Source organism: Streptomyces sp. NPDC085927, assembly GCF_044540975.1.
GTDB lineage: Bacteria > Actinomycetota > Actinomycetes > Streptomycetales > Streptomycetaceae > Streptomyces > Streptomyces hirsutus.
Genome location: NZ_JBITSN010000016.1, coordinates 166,650 through 190,798, shown reverse-complemented (window position 1 = coordinate 190,798; position 24,149 = coordinate 166,650). Strand labels below are relative to the sequence as shown.

Sequence of the window (24,149 nt, the reverse complement as noted above, 5' to 3'; positions counted from 1 at the left end):
CGACCTCCCGAGGCGGGCCAACTGCGTCCGGCGATCCGACCGTCCGACCGTGGAGCAGGTGAGGGTGGCCCGAGGAGCGATGCTACGGCAGAGGACCCCGCAGGGGTGCGAAGACCCCGCAAATCCGCGGAACACTCGGCCCGACGGGCGCTGGTGTGCTGTGCTCGGACGCCAGGGCCGATGACTCCGACTTCCGGCCTCCGACTTCCGGCCTCCGGCCTCGGATCTCCGGGTTCAGAGCCCGGTGGCCGGCCGGTGCCCGCGGTCGCCCAGTGCCGGGGCCGTCGAGTGCGGCAGCAGGTCACGCGGGTCGTCCGGGAGCAGGACGTCGACCTCGGCGCTCTTCGCGAACCGGTACGGCCGGTGCTCCAGCAGGCCGCCCAGATAGCGCCGCACCCTGGATATCTCGGCGCGCACCGTCACCGTACGGGCCGGGTCCCCGAACACGTCCTCGGCCAGGCCCGCGGCGCTGCGGCCGGACCGCCGCACGGCCAGCAGGTACAGCAGTTCGGCGTGGCGGGGGCTCAGCTTCCGGGACCAGGAGCCCGCATCGCCGGACACCTCCACCGACGCGCCGCGCGGCTCCCGGAGATCCAGCACGATCCGGCTCGCCGCGCGGGTCACCGGCTCGTCCGCCGCCCGCACCAGCCAGCCCCCGGCCAGCGGCTCCAGCGAGCACCGGCCCAGCGCCGGCAACCACCGCAACCCGGCCGACACCGAAGCGGGCAGCGCCAGCCGTCTCAGGTACGGCATCCCGGTCACCGCGGCCGTCCACCCGTACCGGTCCACCACCAGGGCCCGTCCGCCGAGCCGGGCCAGCACCGGCGCCGCCACCGACCGCAGCCGCTCCAGCGACTCCAGATGGTGCTCCCGCAGCCGGGCCTCGGCGAGCTTGGCCACCGCGTCGACCCAGGCCAGCGTGGACGGATGCATCGTCTCCAGCGGCCCGCTCACATCCACCACGCCGATCAGCCGCCCGTCCCGCGGGTCGGTCAGGGGCGCCCCCGCGCACGTCCAGTTCGCGTGCGACTCCACGAAGTGCTCGGAGGCGAACACCTGCACCGGCCGTCCGGTCACCGCCGGGGTGCCCACACCGTTGGTGCCGACGACGTCCTCGCGCCAGTCCGCGCCCACCGCGAAACCGAGGCGGTCCGCCTTGCGCAGGACCGCCGTACTGCCCTCCCGCCACAGCACCCTGCCGTCGGCGTCGGCCACCACCATGATGTGGCGGGTGGCGTCCGTGAACGGCAGCAGCCCTTCCCGCAGCACCGGCAGCACATGCCGCAGCGTCGAACTCTCCCGCCGCCGCTGCACCTCCGCGCGGGACAGCAGCCCGGTCCGGAAGTCGTGGTCCGGGTCGACCCCGCTGCGCAGCACCCGCTCCCAGGACTCCTCGATCACCGGCCGGGGCGCCATGGGCGCGCGCTGCCCGGAGAGCGTCGCGGAGCGGACCTCACTGAGCATCCTGGCCGCGCGCATCGTGTCCACGCCGGCCAGATGCGTCACGTCCATCGGCGAGAGCGGCACTGATCCTCCCGGGGAAAGACTCGGAGAACAGCGCTCGGCCGGCCGGCCGCGTCCCCGAGATCCGTTCTGGCTGTCGTCGGTCCCATAGTGCCGTGTGCCCGCCGCGAGATCGTTCCGTAAGGAAACGGACAACAGCACACGGCAGCAAGTTGCAACCCCCTGCAACCCTGGTGGATCGCCCCGTACTGCTTGAAACTTGAGCGACGCCGTCCCGAGCGGCGTCCACGGCTCCAAGGGGCCCGTGCGGCGGGGGTGGTGCCGTGTCGGCGCAGCACCACCCCCGCGTCACACCCGGGTTGTCGTGCGAGGACCGTCAAAGCCGGCTCGTCCCGGCCGGGTTGTCCTGCTCGGTCCGCCGGAGTCGCCGGATCTGTCGTAGGGGCAGCCCTCCGCCGTCCCACCCGGGCCGGCCCTCCGCGGTCTCACACCCGAGGCAGCCCTCGCCGTCTCACACCTCCGGCCGGGCCCGTTCCACCACCGCCGCGAGGTCGAGGGTGGGGGGCAGCGTCCCGAAGGCCGCGCCCCCGTCACCGCCCAGCCGTGCCGCGCAGAACGCGTCGGCGACCTGCGGCGGCGCGTACCGCACCAGCAGCGAGCCCTGGAGCACCAGCGCGAGCCGCTCCACGAGCCGCCGCGCGCGCCCCTCGGCACCCTCCAGGTCGGCCAGCTCGGTCAGCAGGCCCTTGATCGCGCCGTCCAGCCGGTGATCGGCCCCGCGCGCCTGCCCGACCTCGCCGAGGTACGCGTCCAGCACCTGCGGATCCCGGCTCAGCGCGCGCAGCACGTCCAGCGCCTGGACGTTGCCCGCGCCCTCCCACACCGAGTTCAGCGGGGACTCGCGCACCAGCCGGGGCATCCCCGACTCCTCCACGTACCCGTTGCCGCCCAGGCACTCCGCCGCCTCCACCGCGAGGGGCGCACACCGCTTGGTCACCCAGTACTTGGCGGCCGGCACCGCGATCCGCAGCAGCGCCCGCTCCCGCTCGCTCCCGTCGTCGTAGGCCGCGGCGAGCCGCAGCGCCAGCGTGGTGGCCGCCTCCGACTCCAGGGCGAGATCGGCCAGTACGTTGCGCATCAGCGGTTTGTCGATCAGCTTGCCGCCGAACGCCTCCCGGTACGCGCAGTGGTGCACCGCCTGCGCCACGGCCTGCCGCATCAGTCCCGCCGAACCCAGGACGCAGTCCAGCCGGGTCGCCGCCACCATGCCGATGATGGTGCGCACCCCGCGCCCCTCGTCCCCGACCCGCCGCGCCCACGTCCCCGCGAACTCGACCTCCGAGGACGCGTTGGACCGGTTGCCCAGCTTGTCCTTGAGCCGCTGGATCAGGAACACGTTGCGCGAGCCGTCCTCGAGCACGCGCGGCACCAGGAAACAGGTGAGTCCCCCGGGCGCCTGCGCCAGCACCAGGAACGCGTCCGACATCGGAGCCGAGCAGAACCACTTGTGCCCGGTCAGCTCGTACGTCCCGTCCTCGGCCAGCGGCCGCGCGGACGTCGTGTTCGCCCGTACGTCGCTGCCGCCCTGCTTCTCCGTCATGCCCATCCCGAAGAGCACACCGGGCTTCTCGTGGGCGGGCCGCAGCGCCCGGTCGTACACCATCGACGTCAGCCGCGGCTCCCACTCGGCGGCGAGCGCCGGGTCCGCGCGCAGGGCGGGCACGGCCGCGTGCGTCATCGACAGCGGGCAGCCGTTCCCGGCCTCGACCTGCGACCACACCACGAACCCCGCCGCCCGCCGCACATGCCCGCCCGGCCGCGCCCACGCGCCCGTCAGGCCCGCCGAGACGCCCTTGCCGAGCAGCCGGTGCCAGGCGGGATGGAAATCGACCTCGTCGATCCGGTGCCCGTACCGGTCGTGGGTGCGCAGCCGGGGCGGGTTCTCATTGGCCTGCACCCCCCACTCCTGCACCTGGGCGGAGCCGGAGGTGCGTCCGAGCGCCGACAGTTCGGACAGGCCCTCGTCCAGCAGCGACGGGTCCAGATGCCGTTCGACGGCCTCGGTCAGCGCCCGGTCGGCGGTGAACACGTCGTACTGCGCCAGCGGCGGCGCCTGGTTGGTCACGGTGTGCGTGGTACCTGCCATGAACACGAACCTACCCGCCGCCGCCCTCCGCATCACCCCGCGGGCACCTCACGACCACCGAGCGACCACCGAGCGACCCTTCGGGTGAGGCCGACCAGGCACGACGGATACCTTTGGTTCGTGCAGCCAGCAAGCGAATCCCCCGACGCACCATCCGGTCGACTTCACCGGGCCCGAGCCCTGTACCGCAATGTCTCCAAACGCAGGACCGCCTGGCTGCTGCTCAAGGACACCGTCAACTCCTGCATGGAGTACCGGATCCTGGGCCTGGCCGCGGAGGCGGCCTTCTTCACCCTGCTGTCGGTGCCCCCGCTGCTGCTCAGCGTGATCGGCCTGCTCGGTTACGTCGACATCTGGATCGGCGCCGAGACCACCCAGAGCCTGCGCACCAACATCATCGAGGCCTCCCGCACGGTGCTGTCCGACCAGGGCGTGAGCCAGATCGCCGAGCCGATCCTGAACGACGTGATGAAGGGCGGCCGGTCCGACGTCATCTCCCTCGGCTTCTTCTTCGCCGTGTGGTCGGGCTCCCGCGCGGTGGACGTCTTCATCGACACCATCACCGTCATGTACGGCCTCGACGGTATGCGCGGCATCGTCAAGACCCGGCTGCTGGCCTTCCTGCTGTTCATCGTGGCCCTGCTGGTCGGCTCGGTCGCGCTGCCCCTCATGGTGGCCGGCCCCGACGCCGTGGTCAGTGTCGTCCCCTGGTCGACGACGCTCGTACAGATCCTCTACTGGCCCGTGGTCATCCTGCTGTCGGTCGCCTTCCTGACCACGCTCTACCACGTCTCCGTGCCCGTGCGATCCCCGTGGGTCGAGGACGTGCCCGGCGCGCTGGTCGCCCTCGCCATGTGGGTGTTCGGCAGCTTCCTGCTGCGGATCTACCTGACCAGCGTCATCGAGGGCCCCACCATCTACGGCTCCCTGGCCGCCCCCGTCGCCGTACTGCTGTGGATCGGCGTGTCCGCCTTCGCCGTGCTCGTCGGAGCCGCGGTCAACGCCGCGATCGACCGGGTCTGGCCGGCCGCCGCGACCGCCGCCGCCCGCGAGGCGAACGAACGGATCCGGCAGGCGCAGGTCGCCGAGTACGTCGCCCGCACCGCCGCGGTGGACGACGACGAGACCGACCCCGACATGCCCGCCGAGTTCCCCGAACGCTGGTCCCGCTTCCTGCCCCCGGAGGACGTCACGGCCCGCCTGCGCACCCACGCGAAGAACAGCCACCACCATCCCCCGCGGAACGGGACGGCCCCACCGGCCCCACCGGCTCCACCGGCTCCACCGGCGTTTCCGCCGTCCCCGCCGGACGAGGACAAGTAGAGCGGGGCAGGGGCGGGCCGAGGGAACCGGGGGAGTCGCCCGGCCCCTCGTCCCGGTCCGCTCACGGCTTCCAGGTCCCCGCGCCCGCCTCCTCCCGCACGAAGTCCGCGAAGTCCCGCGGCTCCCGGCCCAGCACCTGCCGCACCCCGTCCTCCACCTGCGCGTTGCGGCCGTCGAGGAGGGTGCCGAACACCTCGGTGAGGAACCCGGCCTCCTCGGGCGGCACCCCGAACCCGGTCAGCGCCTCGCCGTAGTCCTGGGCCGGCACCGCGCGGTACGTCAGTTCACGCCCCGTCGCCCGCGCGATCTCCGCGACCGCCTCCCCGAACGTCAGCAGCCGCGGCCCCGTCACGGTCAGGCTCCGCCCGGCGTACCGCTCCCCGTCGGCCAGCGCGGCGACCACGACCTCCGCGACGTCCCGCGCGTCCACGAACGGCTCCGGCACCCCACCGGCCGGGAACACCAGCTCCCCGGTCCGGCGCAGCTCCTCCGCCAGCGGCCCCTCGCTGAAGTTCTGCGCGAACCACGCCGCCCGTACGACGGTCCACCGCGCGCCCGACGCCCGCAGCGCCTCCTCCGTGGGCAGCGCCTGGTCCTCGCCCCGCGCGGACAGCAGCACCAGCCGCCGTACGCCCAGCCCGAGCGCCTCGCCGGCGAGCGCGCCGACCGCCTCGGCGGTCCCCGGGGCACCCACGTCCGAGGGGTGCACGAGGTAGGCCGCGTCGGCACCGCGCAGGGTGTCCGCCCAAGTCGTACGGTCCTCCCAGTCGAACCCGGTGGCCCGGGACGCCGCCCGCACCGCGAGCCCGGCCGCCTCGGCCGCCCGGGCCACCCGGCTCCCGGTACGCCCACGGGCGCCGGTGACGACGACGGTCGTTTTCTCCGCGTCCGCCGTGTCCTTCGCGTCCACCGTGCCCTCCGTGCTCGTGATGTCCTTCGTGTCTGCCGTTCGCTGTGTCATGCGATCGAGTCAACTGCCCCGGCTCCGCCCGGACCATCGTCGAACGGCTCGTTCCCATGAGCCCGCGTCTACGCTGAAGCCCATGGACGCTCTCACCGGCCTGCTGGAAGGGCCCCGCGCCCGTGGCGCGTTCATGATCAGGGCCTGTTTCGACCCGCCCTGGTCGGTCCGGATCGAGGACCGCGCCCCGCTGACCGTGATGCTCCTCGTCCGCGGCGAGGCCTGGCTGGTGCCGGACGGCGGCGACCGGCGGCTGCTGCGCCCCGGCGGCCTCGCCATCGCGCGCGGTCCCGACCCGTACACCTGCGCCGACGACCCCGACACCCCGCCGCAGGCGCTGATCCTGCCGGGCGGGGAGTGCCACTACCCCGACGGACGCCCCCTGAACGGTGTCATGGACCTCGGCGTCCGCACCTGGGGCGACAGCACTGACGGTGCCACGGTCATGCTCATCGGCACCTACCAGGTGCGGGGCGAGATCGGCGGCCGCCTGCTCGCCGCGCTGCCGTCCCTGCTCTTCCTCACCGCCGACGACTGGGACTGCCCGCTCACCCCGGTCCTCGCGGCGGAGATCGTGCGGGACGAACCCGGCCAGGAGGTCGTCCTCGACCGGCTGCTCGACCTGCTGGTCATCGCCGCGCTGCGGGCCTGGTTCGCCCGCCCCGAGACGGCACCGCCCGCCTGGTACGGGGCGCTGGGCGACCCCGTCGTCGGCCCGGTGCTGCGCCTCCTCCAGGGCGACCCGGCCCACCCCTGGACGGTCGCCGCGCTCGCCGCGAAGGCCGGCGTCTCGCGCGCCGCGCTGGCCCGCCGCTTCACGGAACTGGTCGGCGAGCCCCCGATGACGCACCTCACCGGCTGGCGCCTCGCCCTCGCCGCGGACCGTCTCCGCGACACGGACGACACCCTCGGCGCGATCGCCCGCCACGTCGGCTACGGCAGCGCCTTCGCGCTGTCGACGGCCTTCAAACGGGCGTACGGCGTCAGCCCGCAGGAGTGGCGGGCCCGGGCCGCGTAGCCTGGACGACGTGTACAGCGAACGGGCGTCACGACTGCAGGACGCGGTCGTGTGGACCAACACCCCGACCGGTACCGGAGCGGGCCGGGTGGTCCCCGACGGCTGCATGGACCTGCTCTGGCACGACGGACGCCTGCTGGTCGCGGGCCCCGACACCCACGCCCACTTCACCGAGGGCGGCACGTCGAGTCCCTGGGCGGGCATCCGCTTCCACCCCGGCACCGCCCCCGCCCTCCTGGGCGTCCCCGCACACGAACTGCGCGACCGGCGGCCGGACCTGGCGGACCTCTGGCCGGCGGCGGAGGTACGCCGGGCGACCGCCCGGGTGAACGCGGCGGCCGACCCGGCACGCGGCCTGGAGGACCTGGCCCTGCGACGGGCGGCCGAGACGGCCACTCCGCCCGACCCGGTGCTCCGACAGGTCGTGGCCGCCCTGGCCGCGGGCCGCCCGGTCGCCGGGACCGCCGACGGACTCGGCCTGAGCGCACGCCAGCTGCACCGCCGCTCACTCACCGCGTTCGGCTACGGCCCCAAGACCCTGGCCCGCATCCTCCGCCTCCACCGGGCCCTCGCCCTGGCCCGCAGGGGCACCCCGTACGCGGAGACGGCCACCCGCACCGGCTACGCGGACCAGGCCCATCTGTCCCGCGAGGTACGGGACTTGACGGGCCTGCCCCTGGGCGAGCTACTGGCCGCTCGCAGCTGAGCGAGTGGGTCCGGGCACACCACGGAGGCGGACCCCCTCCGGAGTTTCCGCTCGCCTGTCCCGTAGGAGCAGGGGCGCTTCTACGCGACAGGCATGTGTACCAGCTGGAGTTCGGGGCGCTTCGCGATGCGGTGGTCTCCGGAGGACCGGCCGCGGATGCGGCGGCCGACCCAGGGGCCGAGGAACGTGGCGGCCCAGCGCAGTTCGGCGGCCGTGGCCCGCAGACGGGTGGGGACCGGCAGGAGCGGCAGCGGGCGGGTCCAGGAGCCGTCGGTGCCGGGCAGGCCGATCGCCTGGGCGGCGGCTTCGGCGATCCGCACGTGGCCGAGCGGGCTCGCGTGCAGCCGGTCGGTGCTCCACAGCCGCGGGTCGGTGGAGACGTCGTGCGGCTCGATCTCGGCGACCGTGACCCCGTGGCGGGCGGCCGCCGCGCGGATCCGGTCGTTGATGTCGAACAGCCGGGACCGCAGGGGCCGGGCCACGGGCGCGATCCGCCCGATGTCGGGGAAGGTCAGGGTCACCACGTGGGCCCCGGCCTCCGTGAGCGCGGCGAACATCGCCTCCAGATGCCCCGCCACCTCCGCGGCGTCGAACCGGGGCCGCAGCAGGTCGTTCACCCCGGCGACGACGGTCGCGAGGTCCGGGCGCAGGGACAGGGCCGGGCCGAGCTGCTCCGCGCGGACCTGGCCGGCGACCCGCCCCCGTACGGCCAGATTGGCGTATTCCAGGCCGGGGTGGGCGGCCGCGACGTGTTCGGCGAGGCGGTCGGCCCAGCCGCGGAGGCCCGTGATGTCGTCGCCGTCACCGACGCCTTCGGTCTGGCTGTCGCCCAGGGCGACGTAGCGGGTGTAACGGGCACGGCGGGCGGTGCCGGTGGCGGGCACGTTCCTGGAGTTCTCGGTGACCGCGGTGACCGCGGTGATCGCGGCGGGCTCGATGGTGTCAGCGGTTTCGTGCGGCACGGTCCCCCCGGCCGGTGCGGCTTGCCCGGCCTGCTCCGCCGGCTCGGCGTATTCAGCGTTCGGCACGGGCCTGCCTCCTCTCGCGCAGGACCGCCGCCGTGCGCAGGCACCATTCCCGGTGCTCGCGCTCGAAGGACAGGCCGCGCAGACAGGTCAGATACGGTCCGATCCGCTCGCCCGTGCGCAGGTACTCCTCCTCGTCCAGCGCGCCGCGCATCGTGTCCAGCAGGGAGGCGAGGAGCCCGGCCCTGCCCTCGGCGGCGGACGCCCGCTCCTCGAGCTGTTCGACCAGCGGGGAGGTGTCGATGCGGTCGGCGGCGTGAATCTTGACGAGCAGGTCGTCGCGGATGAACGACGGTTTCGACACGGCGGCGGCGAACGTCTCCAGCTCGGCGAAGCCGGCCTCGGTCACCTGGAACAGGCGTTTGTTGGGCCGGGACTCCTGGACCACCTGACGGCCCGTGACCAGGCCTTCCTTCTCCAGCTTGGCCAACTCGGCGTAGAGCTGCTGGGGGAGGGCGTGCCAGAAGTTCGCCACGCCGATGTCGAAGGCCTTCGCCAGCTGGTACCCGCTGTACTCGCCGTGGAGGAGTGCTGCCAGTACGGCATGTCGCAAGGCCATCGCGGCAGCCCTCCCCTTCGCGTCCCGGACACCGGTCCGGGCCCTGGCCGGGCCCGCACTCCGCCGGGTTCTTCCCCCGGATCCTACTCAAGAAACTGACTAGTCACATGATTGAGTAGGCGTGGGGATGGATCGCCCGGGCGCGAGCCGGGCGCCGTGGCTGCGGCCGGCGCCCCTGCCGGGCTCATCCGGCCAGCGGCGCGAACAGATCGACCCCGTTGCCGTCCGGGTCGAGGACGGTGGCGTACCGCTGCCCCCACACCGCATCCCACGGCTTGAGCTCGCTCCGGCAGCCGCTCGCCACCAACTCCTCGTACAGGGCGTCCACTTCGGCGGGACTGTCGCACCGCAGGGCGAACGAGGTCCGCCCTCCTCCCGAGGGCGGCTCCCACTCGGCGTGGAACGACCGGACGACCTCCTCGGTGTCCATCAACAACCTCAGTCCGCCCGGCAGTTCGGCCTCGGTGTGTCCCTGCTCCTCGGCCCCCTCGGGAAACGCGAACCCGAGCCGCCGATAGAAGGCGACCGAGGCGCCCATGTCGGAGACGACCAATCCGATGGCATCAAATCGTGCACTCATGGGGCCACCGTAGGCGCGCCCCGTCTCCTCGGTCTTGAAGGAATCGGACACGGCCGCGTGCGGGTCAACCGCGCGGCGGTGCCGTGCTCGCGCGTTCGACCAGGCGGGTGGACAGCTCGGTGCGGGTGCTCTCCGAGTGGTGGCCGTCCATGATGCGGAGCAGGAGGAGCAGGGCCGTCGCCGCCATCTCGGACAGGGGCTGGCGGACCGTCGTCAGCGGCGGGGCGAGCCAGCGGGCCTCGGGGAGGTCGTCGAAGCCGGTCACGCTCATGTCGTCCGGCACCCGCAGGCCCCGCTCGGCCAGGGCCTCGTACACCCCGAGCGCCATCCGGTCGGAGCAGACGAAGACGGCCGTGGGAGGTTCGGGCAGGTCGAGGAGTTCGCGCATGCGGCGTCGGGCTGCGGCCTCGTCGGAACCGGCGTGACGGACGTACTCGGCGCGCTGCCGGACGCCCGCCGAGGCGAGGGCCGAGCGGTAGCCCGCGACCCGCGCACCGCTGGACGGGGTGTGCCGGTGGCCCGCGACGACGGCGATCCGTTCATGGCCGAGGGACAGCAGGTGCTCGGTCGCCGTCACCCCGCCCTGCCAGTTCGCCGCGCCCACCGACACGACGCCCGGCGGGGGTTCGAGCACCGGGTCGATCATCACGAACGGAATGCGGTGCTGCTCCAGCCAGGCGTACTGGGACGCGCTCAGCTCGGCCAGATTGAACAGGACCCCCGACGACCCGCGGGTCATCAGCTTGTCCAGCCAGCCCCGCTCCGGACGCCCGGACCGGCTGCGGGTCAGCGCCGCCGACACCACGATCTCCAGACCGGCGTCGTGCGCCGCCTCCTCCGCGCCGTGGAGGACCGCGCCGGACCCCGAACTCTCCAGCGAGTCCACCACCAGGTCCACCCTGCGAGGCGCTCTCGCCCCGTCGAACCGGGGCCGCCGTACATAGCCGAGCCGGTCCAGGGCTTCCGTGACGCGGCGGCGGGTGTCCGGGGCCACGTCCTCGCGCCCGTTGACCACCTTGGACGCGGTCGGCACCGACACCCCCGCCTCGCGGGCCACGACCGCCAGCGTCGGCCCGGCCGCCACGCTCGTCCGTCCCGCACTTCCCGTACGGACCATCGGGACCTCACCTCTCCGGCCCAGCCGAGGGCCACCGTATAGAAAGCGCTTCCTACTGTAGGTCTGGGGCACCCCGGCGGGAAGAACTCTCACACGTGCGCAGGAATACCGATGAACGGCGTGGTGTTCGTGTCGCTCGACCACGGCTCGGCGTCGAGGGCTACGGCCTCTTCCCGGACGCCCCCGCCAACCTGGGCCTGCGCGACCAGCTCGCCGCCCTGCGCCCGGACGCCGGCACCTCCGAGATCATCGGCCGGCTCGTCACCGACCGCCTCCTGCGCGTCCCGCTCCACCGGCTCGCCGACGGCCGCGAAGCCCCGTCCTACGTCCACGAGTTCGCCTGGCCCTCCCACCGCCCCGGCACGGGCGCCTGCCACGCCGTGGAACTCGGCTTCGTCTTCGACAGCGGCGACGAGCCCGACGCGCGCAAACTGGCGGGCGAGGGCGCGCCCCAGGCCCTGTCCGACGCGATGCACGGCGCACGGGTGCGGTTCGTCTGCGACGGGGAGCCGGGACGGGAACGCTGGGACGCGAGACACCCGGTGCGGATATTCGGCAACGGCGCACCGCACACCGCGCACGGCCCCCGGGACCGCGAACTCGCCCTGTGGACCACGAACACCGCTGACACCGCCCAGGACCCCCCGCCCGCCACTCCCCCGGAACTCCGCTCGGTCATCAGCCGGTTGCGCCGCAACGCCGCGCTCCGGCACCGCTGAGGGGACAGGGCTCCAGCGGGTCGAGGCCATCCGCCTCTGGTGGCAGTGACGTCCTCGCTCCGGCCTGCCGCGGCCCGCGGAGTGCGAAGCTTGGTCCCCCGCACGGGATGTCGAGGAGGAGCAGGGAACCATGCGTGAAGTGAGCCGGGCCGATGTGGTGCTCTCCGGATACGGTCCGGTCGGCCAGGCCTTCGTCGAGCATCTGGCGCGGCAGGGGGACGAGCTTGCCCGTCGGCACGGCGTACGGGTGAACGTCGGTGCCGTCCGGGCGAGTTCCGCACAGTGCCGGCTCCGCGAGGGCGAACCCGTGCCGCCCCGCTCGGCGTGGAGTCCGCTGGTTTCGCTGGAGGAGACGCTCGACCGGACCGCTGCCCGTGTGTTCGTCCAGGCGATCCCGTCCTCACCCCGGCTCCGCCGGCACGCCGCGGAAGAGGCGGTCCTCGCCCTGCGCAGAGGGGTCCATGTGGTCACGGCCACCAAGAGCCACCTGCTCAGCCACTGGCGGGACCTCGATGAAGCGGCCCGTGCGTCCGGCAGCATGATCAGGATCTCCGGGGCCACGGGAGCCGTTCTGCCGGCGGGGGACCTGGCCAGGACCTCGTTGCGCGGGGTGGGCTGCACGACGATTCGGGCCTGCCCGAACGGCACCGCCACCTTCGTCCTCGATCGCCTCGCCGAGGGCGACTCGCTGGGGGAGGCGATCCGGGAGGCTCAGCGCCGGGGCACCGCGGAGGCGGACCCGTCGTCCGACCTGTCCGGCGCGGACGCCGCCACGAAGGTGCGGCTGCTCGCAGCGCTGGCCTGGGGATGGGACCCGGCGTCCGTACAGGTGCAGACGGAACCGGTGGACGAGGGAACTTCCCGGGCGGCGCTGGACGCGGTCTCCCGAGGGCGCCGTCTGCGTGCCGTGGCAAGCGTGTCCGTGGACGAGCCCCGCCTCGTCCGCGTCCGACTGGAGGAGACGGAGCCCGGCGACCCCCTGCACGCGCTCGTCGGGCCGGAGAAGGCCGTGGTGTTCGGCTGCCCCGATGCCGGCGACGTGATCGTGAGCGGGGGACGCTCGAGTCCCCTGGGTGCCGCGCTCGCCCTGGTGAAGGACACCATCGAGGTCACGGCTCCCCGCACCGGGTTCCTCTGAGCGGTCAGCCCTTGACGATCCTGCTCTCGACCCCGGGGAGCCCCTTGTCCCACCAGTGTCCGTAGCGGCGGTAGACGGCGGGATCACGGTCGGCGAGCAGCACGGACAACTTCTCCGCCTCCTCGGTCAGACCGTGCCACTCGGCTTTGGTGAGCGTGCGGAAGGCGGTCAGTTCCAGCCCGCCGTCAGCCGCGCGCCACACTCCGGCGACCTGCCCGTCGACGAGCAGGCAGGGCAGCATGTCGCCGTTGCGCCGTACGACCGACGGCCGGTATTCCTGGGGCAGGACCCGGCCGGGGACGGCGTGGGCCAGCATCGTGCCGTCCCACATCGGCCCGTCCGAGATCCGCCGAAAGACCGAGCAGCCCGAACCCGGCGGTCACCTTTTCCGGTCACCAAGAGTGCCCGTGCCCCAGAAGTGACACACCTGCCCAGAAGCGTGAGCACTTCGGCCCTCACTGTCCCTATGCTTCTCATCTGAGCGTTCAAGTGGCCTCCTTGCCGCTTCCGAGGGGCACCTGCTCTCCTGGAGCGAGGCTCGCGACCGAGCCGGACCCGGCCGCCCGCATGATCGGCCGGTTCCACGATGCCGGGCACCGTGTGGGCCGGGTCGCGGCGGACGAGGTCCACGGCGGGCCGGAGCCGCCGCACCCTTCTTCGCCGTGGAGATCGTGGAGGGCGGGCTACGGCGTCTTCGGTCCGGACCGAGGGTCGAGGACGGCCGGCGGCGGCCGTTCCCAGGTCGTGTCCGGTGGATCATGCCTTGTCCGGTGAGGGAGGAAAATGAGCGGCACGACCGTGGTGGAAGACATCGATGTGCGCGGTATGCAGCACTGCGAGACGACGGCGCTGGGCGTGCTGCTGCGGCATGAGGGACTCGACTTGTCCGAGCCCATGCTGTTCGGGCTCGGCTCCGGGCTGTCCTTCATCTACTGGGACAGCAAAGCCATGGGCTTTCCCTTCCTGGGAGGCCGGGTCAAGCCGTTCGAACTCACCAGGAACCTGGCCGCCGCCCTCGGGTTCGAGCTGCTGGTCGAGGAGACCACCTCCCCGCGCAAGGCATGGCAGAACGTGGCGGCACCCATCGACGCAGGCCGGCCGGTCGGCCTGCAGCTCGACAGCTACCACCTGGACTACTTCAGCACCCGAGTGCACTTCGGCGGGCACGTCGTGGCCATGTACGGCTACGACGAACAGGACGCCTACCTGGTGGACACCGACCCGCAGGGCGGAGCCGTCTCCACCGGCCTTGCCGGCCTGGCCAGGGCCAGGGCCGCGCGCGGCCCCATGACCGCCAAGCACCGTTCCTTCACCATCACAGCGCCCCGCAGCCCGACGCCACCGCAGGACCGGATCATCCCCGCGATCAAGACCTGCGCGGACGCCTTCCTGAACCCGCCCATCGCGAACCTGGGCCACCGGGGCATCGAGAGGGCCGCCAGGCAAGTGCCGAAGTGGCTGCAGCGCAGCGACAATCCGCAGGAGGACCTGCCACGGGCCGCCGCCCTCATGGAGAGGGCCGGCACCGGCGGCGCCCTGTTCCGCAATCTCCACCGGGACTTCCTCGCCGAGTGTGCCCAGCTGATCGACAGCAGCCATCTGCGCACCGGCCACAGCCTGTATACCGAGGCCGCCGCCCTCTGGACTCAGGTGGCCGCACTCGTCGCGGCAGCAGGCGAATCCGGCGACGCGAAGAACCTCACGCAGGCCGGCTCCCTCCTCCACGAACTCTCCCGCATCGAACACGATGCGATGCAGGCACTCAGCCTGCTCCAGGACTTGTCCGGCCGATCATGTCGCCGGTCAGGGGGCGAGCGTGTCCAGGACGAGCGTGAGCAACGAGACCAGCAGGATGGTCTGCCGGTGGGCCGAGCCTCGGGGAACCGATCACTGGATGCGTCCGGGTGAGGAGTCCACCGGGATGTCCCAGTCGATTTCGCCTGCCGCGTCAGCCGCGGCCTGGACCTGCCGGAGGAGGCGTTCCCAGGTTCCGTCGCCCGACCACAGCCGGTGACGCTCGCAGACGGTCGTCCCCGGGCCGAACCGTTCAGGCGGGTCGCGCCATTGCACGCCGGTCCGCACCCGGTGAAGGATCGCGTTGGTCACCTGTCGGTGATCTCTCCACCGGCCACACCGCTGGTCGCATCGTTGGGGCAGGGCGAGATGCACGGACACGGCTTGACCCTCACGTTGCGTGAGGCTGGAGGGTGGGGTGCATGAGCGACTACTACAACGCGTTCGAGGTAAGTCCCGTGCCCGATCCCGGTCCGGACGCGGTTCCGCCGGAGCCGTTCCGCGGCATCTACGGAATGCCCGCGTTCGCGACGATCCCCACGAGCGATCTGGCGGCGTCGGTGGACTTCTGGATTCGTGGGCTCGGGTTCTTCGAGCTGTTCGGCATCCCCGGCAGGCTCGTGCATCTGCGCCGGTGGGCGTTCCAGGACGTACTCCTCGTCCCGGCGGCGAGCGTACCGGAACAGACACCGGCGATGAGCCTCAGTTTCGCGTGCGTGCTCAGCCAGGTCGATCCCCTGGTCGAGGCCTGTCGTGCGGTGCGCCCGAACTCGGTCGACGGTCCACGGGACACTCCCTGGAACACCCGCGATGTGGCGGTGACCACCCCCGAGAACGCACGGATCGTCTTCACTGCGGCGAAGCCCTTCGATCCGGCCAGTCAGGAGGCGCGGAACCTTGAAGCCATCGGGATCACCCCACCGGACGTCGCTCGCGACGACAATGAGGAGCATGCCTGATGCCACTGACGCCGATGGCCTGACCGTCGGTCAGGTCTCGACGCGTCTGGGCGTGACCGTCCGCGCGCTGCACCACTGGGACGAGATCGGTCTGGCGCGACCGTCGCTGCGCACGGCTGCCGGATACCGGCTCTACACCGCTGGTGATCTGGAACGCCTGCACCGCATCGTCGTCTACCGTGAGGTCGGTCTCGGCCTGGACAGGATTCAGGCCCTCTTGGACGACTCGGCCGCAGACGTGCCCGGCGCATTGCGCGCGCAGCGCACCCAGGTTGCTGAACGGATCGACCGCCTCCAGCAGCTCAGCGCCGGACTGGATCGGATGATCGACGCCCACGAGCGCGGCCTGCTGCTGACCATCGAGCAGCAGGCCGCGATCTTCGGCCCCCAGTGGAACCCGGACTGGCCCGCCCAAGCCCGTCAGCGCTACGGAGACACCACGCAATGGCGGCAGTACGCCGAACGCTCGGCCTCTCGCGATCCGGAGGAATGGCAGGCCGTCGCCGACGCCGTCGCCGGCCTCGACCGCGCACTCGGGGACGCGATGGACGCCGGCGTCACACCTGGTAGCCCAGAAGCGAATCGACTCGTCGAGCGGCACCGCGAAGTTTTTGCTTCGTACTTCCCCCTCACCAGGCAGATGCAGGTCTGTCTCGGCCGCATGTATGAGGCCGATCCGGCATTTGCTGCCCACTACGACGGCATCCGCGCCGGCCTCGCCACGTGGTTCCGTCGAATCGTCGAAGCCGGCGCGCGCGCCCACGGCATCGACCCCGACACCGCGACCTGGCAGTAGAGCGCGGGCCCGGAAGCCCGCACCCGTGGGGGCGTCCGACGCCTTCACGAACCCGGAGGTTCTTTTGCATCACCGTGCGACCGCGGCTGCCGTGACGTGCGGATGCCGTACTTCGCCGGAGGGTGAAGAGGTGCCGGAGCCGGGGAGAGCGGACGCGGGTTGCTGTCGGTGGGGAGCCGGCGGACAAGTGGGGAGGGAGGGGGGAGCGGGACCCCGGGAAGGTCGTCCGGTGCGATTTCGCTCCCCCGTCCGCAGCGTCGCGGCGACCGGCGAGATCGTTTCCGGTCCTCCCGGCGGCATCCACCGATCAGCCGAGCCCCGGACTCCTGCCACCCCGTGACGTGACCGGCGGCGAGCGCGAAGGCGTCCTCCAGCGGCTGCCCGGCACAGGGCGCTCGGCAGTCGTCCACTCGCGTGGGGGCGTGCCGTCGGAGCAGGCGGACGCCGGCCCGGACCCGACGGGATGCCGGACAGGGCGCCGGGCCCACTTCCCGAAGGGTCGTGTCCGCGCCGGCTCTCAGTGCCGGCTCGCTCCGCTGATCGCCCGGTCCCGCCAGAGGCAGTACACGGCGGCCGGATCGTCCCAGTACCTCCACGGAAGGGCGTCCACGTAGCCGTCGACCAGCCGGAACTGCTCCAACGCCGCGTCGTGGCGGCCCTGCCGGGTCAGGAAGTAGGCCAGCAGGTGGCGTACGGCCGCCGTGCCCGGACGGTCCGACGGGGCCGCGGCCACGTCTGCCAGCGCCGCATCGGTCAGGGCGAGCAGATGCGGCGCGCGGAAGTCGGCCGCTTCCGCGCCGTCGTCGTGGTGCTCGTACCACGCGATCAGCGGCAACGCGGTGAGCAGGCTGCCGAGCGGCGCCTTGGCCGCGGCCTCACGGGCGAAGGACACGGCCAGCTTCTCCGAGCCACGCCACTTCGCGCACCAGTACTGGAGTGCCGCGCAGTGCGTGCCGAAGTGGTGCGGATCCCTGGCGGTGGCCTCCTTCCAGATGCGCCGCATGTCCTCGTGCGAGTAACCCAGGCCCGACGCGGCCCAGATCTCGGCGACATACGGCGAGGGGTCGTCCGGGTTCAGCTCCGCCGCGCGTGCGTTCTCCTGCGGTGCCCGGGCCAGCGTGCCGTGAAAGTCCGCGAACTGCTCCCGGCTGGTGTCCTTCGCCCAGCCGCCACCCCGCAGATGCCAGGCCAGTGACACCGTCGCTCTTGCCCGTACCAGCGCCACGTCCGGGTCGTCCGGGCCGACCGCCGCCTGCCACGCGTGCAGCCAGCTGTCCGGGAGCGCGGCCCGGTGCGAGCCGAACGCCTCGGCGCAGTACGAGCGGCGTGCCCAGTCGCGCTGCTCCCCGGTCCGGGCCAGCAACTGCGCCGCCGGCTCCCAACGTCCGCGAGACGCTGCCGACTTCGCGTGCTCCAACTCGGGATCGGGGGCTGCCTGCAGGGTGTTCTGCCTGGACTGGGGAAGGAAACCCATCCGTCCGGCTCTCCGGGACGAGCCGATGGAGGAAGGGGCACCCTTCGTGAGGCGGCGGTGGTAGACGACCGCGACTGCGACGACGAGCCCGACGACGACGATGCGAGCGATCTCCACGGGTCACGCACCACCCTGCACGATCACGGCCATCACGGCGCCTTGCGCACACCCGAACACACCCATCGAGCAGAGTCCTTCACCGGGAGAGATACGACAGAGGCACGTGGGGGGAGACGGAGTATCACCCGCCGACGACGTGCCTCGCAAACGTGTTCCCGACGGCTGAACTGCGAAGGGAGCACGACGGACGCTCTCTCGCCGGACCCCCTCCGCGGCGAGCGGCCGACGCCCGGTGCCCGTACGGGGCCGGCCTTCGCCGCGCCGGGACACCGTGGCCTGGAGGGTGCTGTCCGCCCTGCCGCACGCGGGTGTCCGCTTCCACAAGGACTGTTGCGGTGGACGCCCGGGCAGCTCCCGCACCGTGCGCGGGCGAGGGCGGTCACGGGCGGACGTCCACGCTTCCGTCCTCGTCCACGCTCCAGCCCGGCACCGGACGGGTGAGGTCGGGGTCGCCGAACTCGGTGCGCAGGGCCTGGAAGGCGGTCACCTTCTCCTCGCCGAAGCGGCGGACGTGGGAGGCGTACTCGTCGGGGGAGAGGAACGCCGCCGGTCTGGACTTGCTGTGGAACTTGTCCGCGTACATCACCAGCCGCTCCTCCTCCGTCACCGCCGTGTAGTCGGCGGGAGGCAGGGGGAGGCCCTGGCGCACGATGTCGTGCCGGGTGATTCCGACCCCGGTGTGGTGGGAGCAGAACCGGCACAGGGCCTCGGGGAAGCCCTCCCCTTCGAGGATCTCCTGGCCGAGCAGTCCGTGCCGGACGTAGCTCTTGTGATCCAGCCGGCCGTCGTCCCCGTAGAGGCGGTAGACGCCGATGTCGTGGAGGAGACAGCCGGCGCGGACCAGGTCGGCGTCGAGGTGGGCGAGGCGCGGCGCGGAAAGGAGCTGCCCGGCGATGCTCCAGACGATCTCGCAGTGGGTGTGGACGAGTGTGAACGCCTCGGCGGTGGGCGCGTACTTCTCGTGCAGCGCACGGATCTCTTCGGGGCCTGGAATCCTCATCCCGGAATCCTGGGCATGACTGGTCCGTTCACTTGATCGGGCACTCCTTCACGTCGAGCGGCTTGATGTCGCCGGCCGTCCTGCTGCACAGGACCTCCGCCTCCGAGACACCGGACGGGGTTCTGCGGACCCGCTTGATGAGGATGCTGTGGCCGTGCCGTTCGCCGTACAGGGGCGCGTTGGTGAAGTCGATCGTCCCGGTGGCCATCCTGTCGAGCTTGACGCTCCGGAGGTTGACCCAGGTCGCCGCGCGGCTCTGGGGCGCGTCCTCGCGGCTGGCCGCCCAGTACAGCGCACGCGCGGCGTCGTGGGAGAGAGCCGTCTGACCGCTGGCGAAGTCGGGGGTGGTGTACGGGAGCCGGTCCTGCTCGATCCAGGTGAGGTAGCGGGCGGCGTCCTCGTAGAAGGCGGTGGAGGGCGCGGCATCCTCCAGTTCGGCCAGGGCCGCGTGGTACAGCGTGATCTGCGGGGCCACGCCGTCGCTGCCGCCGGTACCGGAGAACCTGGCCTTGCTCAGGTCGTCACCCGTGAGGATCGAGATCTCCTTGTTCGCGCAGCCCGGCTGGGTGCTCAGCTGGGTCATCAGCGGGCCGACGTCCTCGACCCGTCCGGCGAAGTAGATCACCGAGGGGACGTTCTCCCCCTGGCACATGCGCTCCGCGTGCAGCCGCAGCTCGGGGTCGCCGTTCACCACCCGGTACTCCTGTGTGGGCAGCATCCGGAATCTTTCCCGCTTCAGCATCTCTCCGCCGTAGGCGGCCTGCTCGCTGGTGTAACGGTCCTGCGAGCCCTTGAGGTCGCGGGCCAGCACCAGGGCGTACGTGGCCCTGCCGGGGGTGCGCAGCTGCCGGGCGACGTGACCGAGCGCCTCTGTCTGGTGCTCGTCGGGAGCCGCGAGACTGAACCAGTTGGAGAACTCCTTCGGCAGGTAGCTCGCCGAGTTGGTGCCGGAGACGATGGGCACTTCCGCCTTGTGGAGCCGGTCCGTGACATCGGGGCTGCTCTGCAGGTCACGGCCGAAGCCGACGACGCCGACGAAGGTCGGGTCGCGCTCGGCGTACTCGGCGATCTCCTCGGCTGCTTCACTCTGGTGCCCCATGTCCGCGCCGCCGTTGGCGAGCAGCACCCGCATCTTCACCGTGTGGTTCTCGTTGACGACGCGCTGGGCGAGGTGCACGCCGGTCAGCTCCTCGACGCCCTTGACCGGTGAGGGGTTCAGCTTGGAGGAGCTCAGCGGTCCCGCGTACACCACCGTCACGTAGGTGCCGGGGTGGTTGCGCAGCACCCTGGCGTTCTCGTCGTGGATCCGGTTCTCCAGTTCGCGCAGTCTTTCGCCCTGCTTGTCGGCCTCCTCGTCGTCCGTGTCCCGGAGGTACGCGCCGAACCGGACGTCCCCGGTGGCTATCCCGACGCACTCCGTGCCGTTGCCGGGCGCGGAATGCCGTTCGGTGTCGCGGTTGGCGGTCAGCAGGCCCGCCGAGCAGTACGTCCGGTGCAGTTCGTAGGAGTGGACACCGCCCGCGGTGCAGGCGAGGACGAGGGCGAGGGCGAGGCTGTACGCCGACCACACCACGCGGACCAGGGGCGGCCGGTGCCTGGCCCTGACACAGCGCCAGTCCGTCTCCCGCAGCTGCACCAACTCCTCGCGGGGCAGCGGAATCCTGAGCACCCAGGGCAGGGCGTTCGTCCTGCTCGGCGACTGGTCGGCCCGGAGGTTGCCGGCCCATTCGTCGTACCAGGTCCGCAGCCGCTGCTGGAGCCGCGAGGGCTGGTACCGGGACGGTGACGGGGAGGCCTGCGGACTTCCGTCCGCGCCGCGGTCGAGCAGCGGCGCGTCGTTCGCCGCCGCGCCCGCCACGATCAGCAGCGGGTCGAGTTCACTGCGCCGGCTGCGGACGTCGCTGACCGCCTTGATCAGTTCGATGCCGCCGTTCTCCCGCCCCGTCCGGCGCAGGAACAGCACCGGCGGCCGCGTCCGCTTGAACCCCCGCAGATCCCAGGTGCCGCGCCGGTGGTTGTTCCGCAGGTCCTCGAGGAGCGCCAGGACATACAGCTGGAGGGGGAACGGGCCGCCCTCCCGCATGGCCTCGGCCACGTCGTAGGCGCGGGCCGCGATGGCCTTCCAGGAGTGGACGGGCCGCAGCAGCCGCACACTGGTCGACCGGTGGCGGGCGGCGGACTGGAGGAACGTCGTGGTCAGGAACCACCGGCTCTCCCTGCGCAGCCACAGGAAGAGAGGGGCGCGACCGGGGACGTGGTTCAGGACGGCGAGCAGGACCATCAGTCCGATGCCCGCCAGGACGGCGATGTACCACTCGGGGCGGGTGAGCAGCGCGGTGAAGGCGCCCAGGGCGCCCATGGGGAGGAACTGCTGCACGTCGGTGAGCAGTATCTGCCGGCGCGGGGGTCTGCGGGGGCGCCAGTGCTGCCGGGCCAGGATGCGCAGCAGCTCCGTCCGGGCCCGCTCCCGCTGGGTGTTCCCCTCCGGAGTGCCGGCGGGTGCGGTCGGCCAGTGCTCGCGCATCTCCGGATCGTCGGTGGCCTCCTGGAGGGCACGGACGAGGCTGAGGCGGGGGAAGGAGTAGGGCCGGTAGGCGGCGGACCGGTCGCCCCACTTCCTGGAGTCGCCGAGATCGCGCACAAGCTGTGCGGCCCGCGCTGTGGGACTGCTGTTCCCCGGCTGCGGCTCGGTCGAGGCGACGGCCAGGCGCGTGCCGTGCTGCTGCTGCCCTTTGCGCAGCTCGTCGACGAGTTCGGTGACCCGGTCGTCGTCGGCGGGGTCCTCGGCATGTAGCACGATCACCGGCATCGGAGGATCGCTCGCCCGGAAGTCCTGGATCAGGGACTCCAGTTGGCGTTGGACGTCGATCCCCGCCTCGGTCGACATACCCGGGTGGCCGCCCGAACAGTCCTGAGGGAAACTCTGATCACGGCCGTGCACGGACACCCCCCGGTGGTCGTCAGACACATGTGTCACAAGCGTTCGGTGAGGATAACGCTTGCCCCGGTCAACCGCTCCCGAGGGGAAGGCGATCCGTCGGCGGCGGTGACGCCCGGGACAGGCGGGTGACACCGCCCGGCGCCGACGGCAGGAACCCGCACCCGGCCGCACCCTCCAGATGTGGAACCCGAACCGCGCCACGTTCGGGTCCGTAGGGCACGGGGGGTGCCCCTATGTCTTTGGTCAAGGGAAACGGGGGTGCGTTGGCTTCGTGCGCGGTGCAGCATGGCGCCGTGGCTGATCTGCTGTGGGATGACGTGAGCTGTTTCTTCGACCCGGAATTGGTGGGGTCGTTGCCGGACGTGCGCGTCCCGAATACCTCGGTGGAGGACTGGCAGGAGGTCCTCGATCTTGTCGCGGAGAAGGGCTGGAAGTGCCAGTACTCCGAGGGAGAGAAGGTCCTTCCGGTGCCCCGGGCAGAGGCCGCGCTGTCCCGCCCGGCGGATGCCGAGTGCCCGGACCTGCGGGTCTGGCCGGCTGCCGATCTGTTGGCGATCTTCCGTTTCCAAGCCGAGGATGAAGTCGACTTCGACGTCGACCTGCGGGAGTTGCAGGGCCAGGAGCGACTTGATGTGTTCTGCGGCTTCCTCCGTGAGATCGGGCGGCGGTTGGGCAAGCCGGTGCTGATGGACCCGGAAGGCGACTATGGCCATCCGGTACTCGGCTTCGATGTCGAGGCTGATCGAGCCGTTGTCCTCGCAGACCCGCAGGTCAGGTGACTGGAATCGACGGCTGTGGTGCGTAGAAGGTTCCGTCGCGGAGCATCGCGAACAGGACGTCGGCCCGGCGCCTGGCAAGGCAGAGCAGAGCCTGGGTGTGGTGTTTGCCCTGGGCGATCTTCTTGTCGTAGTAGGCCCGGGAGGCGGGGTCGCCCAAGGCGGCGAACGCTGAGAGGAAGAAGGCCCGTTTGAGCTGTTTGTTTCCTCTCCGGGACGGTTGTTCGCCGCGTTCCAGGGCCTCAAGCGCGAGTTGCTGCACGAAAGGAGCTGGACCTCGCAGGCGCAGACACGGCTGGAACTGTTCAGGTGGCTGTCGTACTGCAACCGGCACCGCCGCCACTCCGCCCTCGGCTACCTCGCGCCGGCCGAGTACGGACAGCAATTGATCACGTCACGTACGCTGTCACTCGTCGCATGAAACCCGGTGTCCACCCCCGGGGATCAACCTCAGGTAGGCGTAGACGATGAGGAACGGGCGGGCGTTGGGGCGGATTTGGCCGCCCTACGAGCGCCGGAACTCGCGCCGTCGGCGTTGATCGATTCCACCCGGTCCTGCTCAGACCAGCCGCTGGCTCGTCATCCACTATGCGCGCCGTGTGGAGAGGACGGGCATCAAGCAGTGAGGAGCGAACGGCCCCGGGCATGTGCGCGGGGCCGTCTCTTGGGTCGCTGCGAGTCACCTTGCTTGCCGGTTGATCACTTGGCTCGGGAGAGCCGGACGGCGTCGGGACCGGCCGGGAATTGCAGCTGACCGGTCATGTCGTGCACGGCTTCCCAGACCCTCTTGGCGACGTCGCTCTCCTTGGTGAACACGGCCTGGCCTGTGAATTCACCCATGGCCTTCCTGGCGAACTCCGCGTAGGGCGCCGGCACCAGTTCGTCCGGCGAAGCGCCGTTGGTTGCTTTGGCGGCGAAGCTGGTTGTGAGACAGGCACCCGGTTCGACGGTCTTCGCCCGCACGCCGAAGGGGGCGAGTTCGAGGGCGAGGGATGAGGTGAACCCTTCGATGGCCATCTTGCTCGCCTTGTAGAGGGCCGAGAGCGGCATGTCCCCCAGGACCACGCTGGAAGTCACGTTGACTATGACGCCGGATCCGCGCTCGCGGAAGCGGGGGAGGACTGCTTGGGTCGTTGCCATCACGCCGAAGGTATTGGTTTCGAATACCTCCCGTACACGGGTCATGGGGGTGCCCTCGAACACGCTGATTGAGGGGACGCCCGCGTTGTTGACCAGGACGTCGATGGGGCCCGCTGCTTCGAAGGCGGCGGTGATGCTGTCCGGCTTGGTCACGTCGAGTTCGATGATGCGGAGCCGGTCCGACTCGGGGAGGACATCCGGACGGGGGGTGCGCATGGTGGCGATGACGTTCCAGCCCTGGTTGTGGAAGTGGAGGGCTGTCTCCCGTCCGTATCCGGAAGAGGAGCCGGTGATGAGAATGGTCTTCATGGCGGGTCCTTGCGATGGGTGGGATCGACGGCCGGGCAGGCACTTCTCTGCTCTGCGAAAGAACCGGCAATACCATTGAATCGC

21 protein-coding genes and 4 pseudogenes are annotated in these 24,149 nt (G+C 71.6%); 11 read left to right on the top strand and 14 right to left on the bottom strand.

Annotated features, from left to right (window positions below):
* Positions 1 to 234: 234 nt before the first annotated feature.
* Positions 235 to 1,512, bottom strand: a complete 1,278-nt coding sequence (locus tag ACIF80_RS31550) for a GAF domain-containing protein (protein WP_399810860.1) — start codon at positions 1,510 to 1,512, stop codon at positions 235 to 237.
* A gap of 463 nt (positions 1,513 to 1,975) precedes the next feature.
* The gene (locus ACIF80_RS31545) at positions 1,976 to 3,610 is read right to left on the bottom strand and encodes an acyl-CoA dehydrogenase family protein (RefSeq protein WP_399810818.1); all 1,635 of its coding nucleotides are present in this window, start codon (positions 3,608 to 3,610) and stop codon (positions 1,976 to 1,978) included.
* Positions 3,611 to 3,730: 120 nt separating this feature from the next.
* Between ACIF80_RS31545 and ACIF80_RS31540 the strand changes: the two genes are divergently transcribed.
* Entirely contained in the window at positions 3,731 to 4,933 is a 1,203-nt protein-coding gene (locus tag ACIF80_RS31540) for a YihY/virulence factor BrkB family protein (protein ID WP_399810816.1), read from the top strand.
* A 61-nt stretch (positions 4,934 to 4,994) separates the two neighbouring features.
* Here ACIF80_RS31540 and ACIF80_RS31535 read toward each other — a convergent pair whose 3' ends face one another.
* Entirely contained in the window at positions 4,995 to 5,894 is a 900-nt protein-coding gene (locus ACIF80_RS31535; protein WP_399810814.1) for an NmrA family NAD(P)-binding protein, read from the bottom strand.
* A gap of 82 nt (positions 5,895 to 5,976) precedes the next feature.
* On the opposite strand from ACIF80_RS31535, the gene ACIF80_RS31530 reads away from it, so the two are divergent.
* Together ACIF80_RS31530 and ACIF80_RS31525 are read left to right on the top strand one after the other, a co-directional pair.
* Entirely contained in the window at positions 5,977 to 6,912 is a 936-nt protein-coding gene (locus ACIF80_RS31530) for an AraC family transcriptional regulator (protein WP_399810812.1), read from the top strand.
* Between the two features lie 10 nt (positions 6,913 to 6,922).
* Positions 6,923 to 7,618, top strand: a complete 696-nt coding sequence (locus ACIF80_RS31525; protein ID WP_399810809.1) for a helix-turn-helix domain-containing protein — start codon at positions 6,923 to 6,925, stop codon at positions 7,616 to 7,618.
* Positions 7,619 to 7,698: 80 nt separating this feature from the next.
* Here ACIF80_RS31525 and ACIF80_RS31520 read toward each other — a convergent pair whose 3' ends face one another.
* The 4 genes from ACIF80_RS31520 to ACIF80_RS31505 all read right to left on the bottom strand — a co-directional run bounded on the left by ACIF80_RS31520 (position 7,699) and on the right by ACIF80_RS31505 (position 10,899).
* Complete coding sequence (locus ACIF80_RS31520) at positions 7,699 to 8,502, bottom strand: SGNH/GDSL hydrolase family protein (protein WP_399810857.1); 804 nt, start codon at positions 8,500 to 8,502, stop codon at positions 7,699 to 7,701.
* Positions 8,503 to 8,632: 130 nt separating this feature from the next.
* Entirely contained in the window at positions 8,633 to 9,202 is a 570-nt protein-coding gene (locus tag ACIF80_RS31515; RefSeq protein ID WP_399810807.1) for a PadR family transcriptional regulator, read from the bottom strand.
* 184 nt (positions 9,203 to 9,386) lie between these two features.
* Positions 9,387 to 9,782, bottom strand: coding sequence for a VOC family protein (locus ACIF80_RS31510; RefSeq protein ID WP_399810805.1), 396 nt, complete (start codon positions 9,780 to 9,782; stop codon positions 9,387 to 9,389).
* A gap of 64 nt (positions 9,783 to 9,846) precedes the next feature.
* Positions 9,847 to 10,899, bottom strand: coding sequence for a LacI family DNA-binding transcriptional regulator (locus tag ACIF80_RS31505; RefSeq protein WP_399810803.1), 1,053 nt, complete (start codon positions 10,897 to 10,899; stop codon positions 9,847 to 9,849).
* 215 nt (positions 10,900 to 11,114) lie between these two features.
* On the opposite strand from ACIF80_RS31505, the pseudogene ACIF80_RS31500 reads away from it, so the two are divergent.
* Both ACIF80_RS31500 and ACIF80_RS31495 read left to right on the top strand, forming a co-directional pair.
* Positions 11,115 to 11,618 (top strand): annotated as a pseudogene (locus ACIF80_RS31500) (carboxylesterase/lipase family protein); the annotation flags it as partial.
* 130 nt (positions 11,619 to 11,748) lie between these two features.
* Positions 11,749 to 12,756, top strand: a complete 1,008-nt coding sequence (locus ACIF80_RS31495) for a homoserine dehydrogenase (protein ID WP_399810801.1) — start codon at positions 11,749 to 11,751, stop codon at positions 12,754 to 12,756.
* A gap of 4 nt (positions 12,757 to 12,760) precedes the next feature.
* Here the strand turns inward: ACIF80_RS31495 and ACIF80_RS31490 are convergent, their stop codons facing one another.
* Positions 12,761 to 13,087, bottom strand: coding sequence for a DNA glycosylase AlkZ-like family protein (locus ACIF80_RS31490; RefSeq protein WP_399810799.1), 327 nt, complete (start codon positions 13,085 to 13,087; stop codon positions 12,761 to 12,763).
* A 452-nt stretch (positions 13,088 to 13,539) separates the two neighbouring features.
* On the opposite strand from ACIF80_RS31490, the gene ACIF80_RS31485 reads away from it, so the two are divergent.
* On the top strand, positions 13,540 to 14,664 hold the full coding sequence (locus ACIF80_RS31485; RefSeq protein WP_399810797.1) for a BtrH N-terminal domain-containing protein: 1,125 nt from the start codon (positions 13,540 to 13,542) through the stop codon (positions 14,662 to 14,664).
* On the opposite strand, the gene ACIF80_RS31480 is transcribed toward ACIF80_RS31485, so the two are convergent.
* A complete protein-coding gene (locus ACIF80_RS31480) occupies positions 14,644 to 14,925 on the bottom strand; it encodes a transposase (protein WP_399810796.1) in 282 nt (93 codons plus the stop codon). The genes ACIF80_RS31485 and ACIF80_RS31480 overlap by 21 nt on opposite strands.
* Before the next feature lie 47 nt (positions 14,926 to 14,972).
* Between ACIF80_RS31480 and ACIF80_RS31475 the strand changes: the two genes are divergently transcribed.
* Both ACIF80_RS31475 and ACIF80_RS31470 read left to right on the top strand, forming a co-directional pair.
* Positions 14,973 to 15,509, top strand: a complete 537-nt coding sequence (locus ACIF80_RS31475) for a VOC family protein (RefSeq protein ID WP_399810794.1) — start codon at positions 14,973 to 14,975, stop codon at positions 15,507 to 15,509.
* Positions 15,502 to 16,305, top strand: coding sequence for a MerR family transcriptional regulator (locus ACIF80_RS31470; RefSeq protein WP_399810792.1), 804 nt, complete (start codon positions 15,502 to 15,504; stop codon positions 16,303 to 16,305). The genes ACIF80_RS31475 and ACIF80_RS31470 overlap by 8 nt, the downstream gene beginning before the upstream one ends.
* A gap of 517 nt (positions 16,306 to 16,822) precedes the next feature.
* On the opposite strand, the gene ACIF80_RS31465 is transcribed toward ACIF80_RS31470, so the two are convergent.
* The gene (locus ACIF80_RS31465; RefSeq protein WP_399810790.1) at positions 16,823 to 17,896 is read right to left on the bottom strand and encodes a hypothetical protein; all 1,074 of its coding nucleotides are present in this window, start codon (positions 17,894 to 17,896) and stop codon (positions 16,823 to 16,825) included.
* 262 nt (positions 17,897 to 18,158) lie between these two features.
* Between ACIF80_RS31465 and ACIF80_RS31460 the strand changes: the two are divergent.
* A pseudogene (locus tag ACIF80_RS31460) lies at positions 18,159 to 18,272 on the top strand (deoxyxylulose-5-phosphate synthase); the annotation flags it as partial.
* Between the two features lie 6 nt (positions 18,273 to 18,278).
* Here ACIF80_RS31460 and ACIF80_RS31455 read toward each other — a convergent pair.
* Positions 18,279 to 18,899: an HD domain-containing protein gene (locus tag ACIF80_RS31455; protein ID WP_399810788.1), complete on the bottom strand. Its 621-nt coding sequence runs from the start codon at positions 18,897 to 18,899 to the stop codon at positions 18,279 to 18,281.
* A 28-nt stretch (positions 18,900 to 18,927) separates the two neighbouring features.
* Complete coding sequence (locus ACIF80_RS31450) at positions 18,928 to 21,786, bottom strand: ABC transporter substrate-binding protein (protein WP_399810786.1); 2,859 nt, start codon at positions 21,784 to 21,786, stop codon at positions 18,928 to 18,930.
* A 347-nt stretch (positions 21,787 to 22,133) separates the two neighbouring features.
* Here ACIF80_RS31450 and ACIF80_RS31445 point away from each other — a divergent pair, with 347 nt between their 5' ends.
* On the top strand, positions 22,134 to 22,619 hold the full coding sequence (locus tag ACIF80_RS31445) for a hypothetical protein (RefSeq protein ID WP_399810785.1): 486 nt from the start codon (positions 22,134 to 22,136) through the stop codon (positions 22,617 to 22,619).
* Here the strand turns inward: ACIF80_RS31445 and ACIF80_RS31440 are convergent.
* Positions 22,612 to 22,848: pseudogene (locus ACIF80_RS31440) on the bottom strand (IS110 family transposase); the annotation flags it as partial. The gene ACIF80_RS31445 and the pseudogene ACIF80_RS31440 overlap by 8 nt on opposite strands.
* Between ACIF80_RS31440 and ACIF80_RS31435 the strand changes: the two are divergent.
* Positions 22,849 to 23,037, top strand: a pseudogene (locus ACIF80_RS31435) (integrase core domain-containing protein); the annotation flags it as partial.
* Positions 23,038 to 23,315: 278 nt separating this feature from the next.
* Here ACIF80_RS31435 and ACIF80_RS31430 read toward each other — a convergent pair.
* Positions 23,316 to 24,065: an SDR family oxidoreductase gene (locus ACIF80_RS31430; RefSeq protein WP_399810783.1), complete on the bottom strand. Its 750-nt coding sequence runs from the start codon at positions 24,063 to 24,065 to the stop codon at positions 23,316 to 23,318.
* Between the last annotated feature and the right edge of the window lie 84 nt (positions 24,066 to 24,149).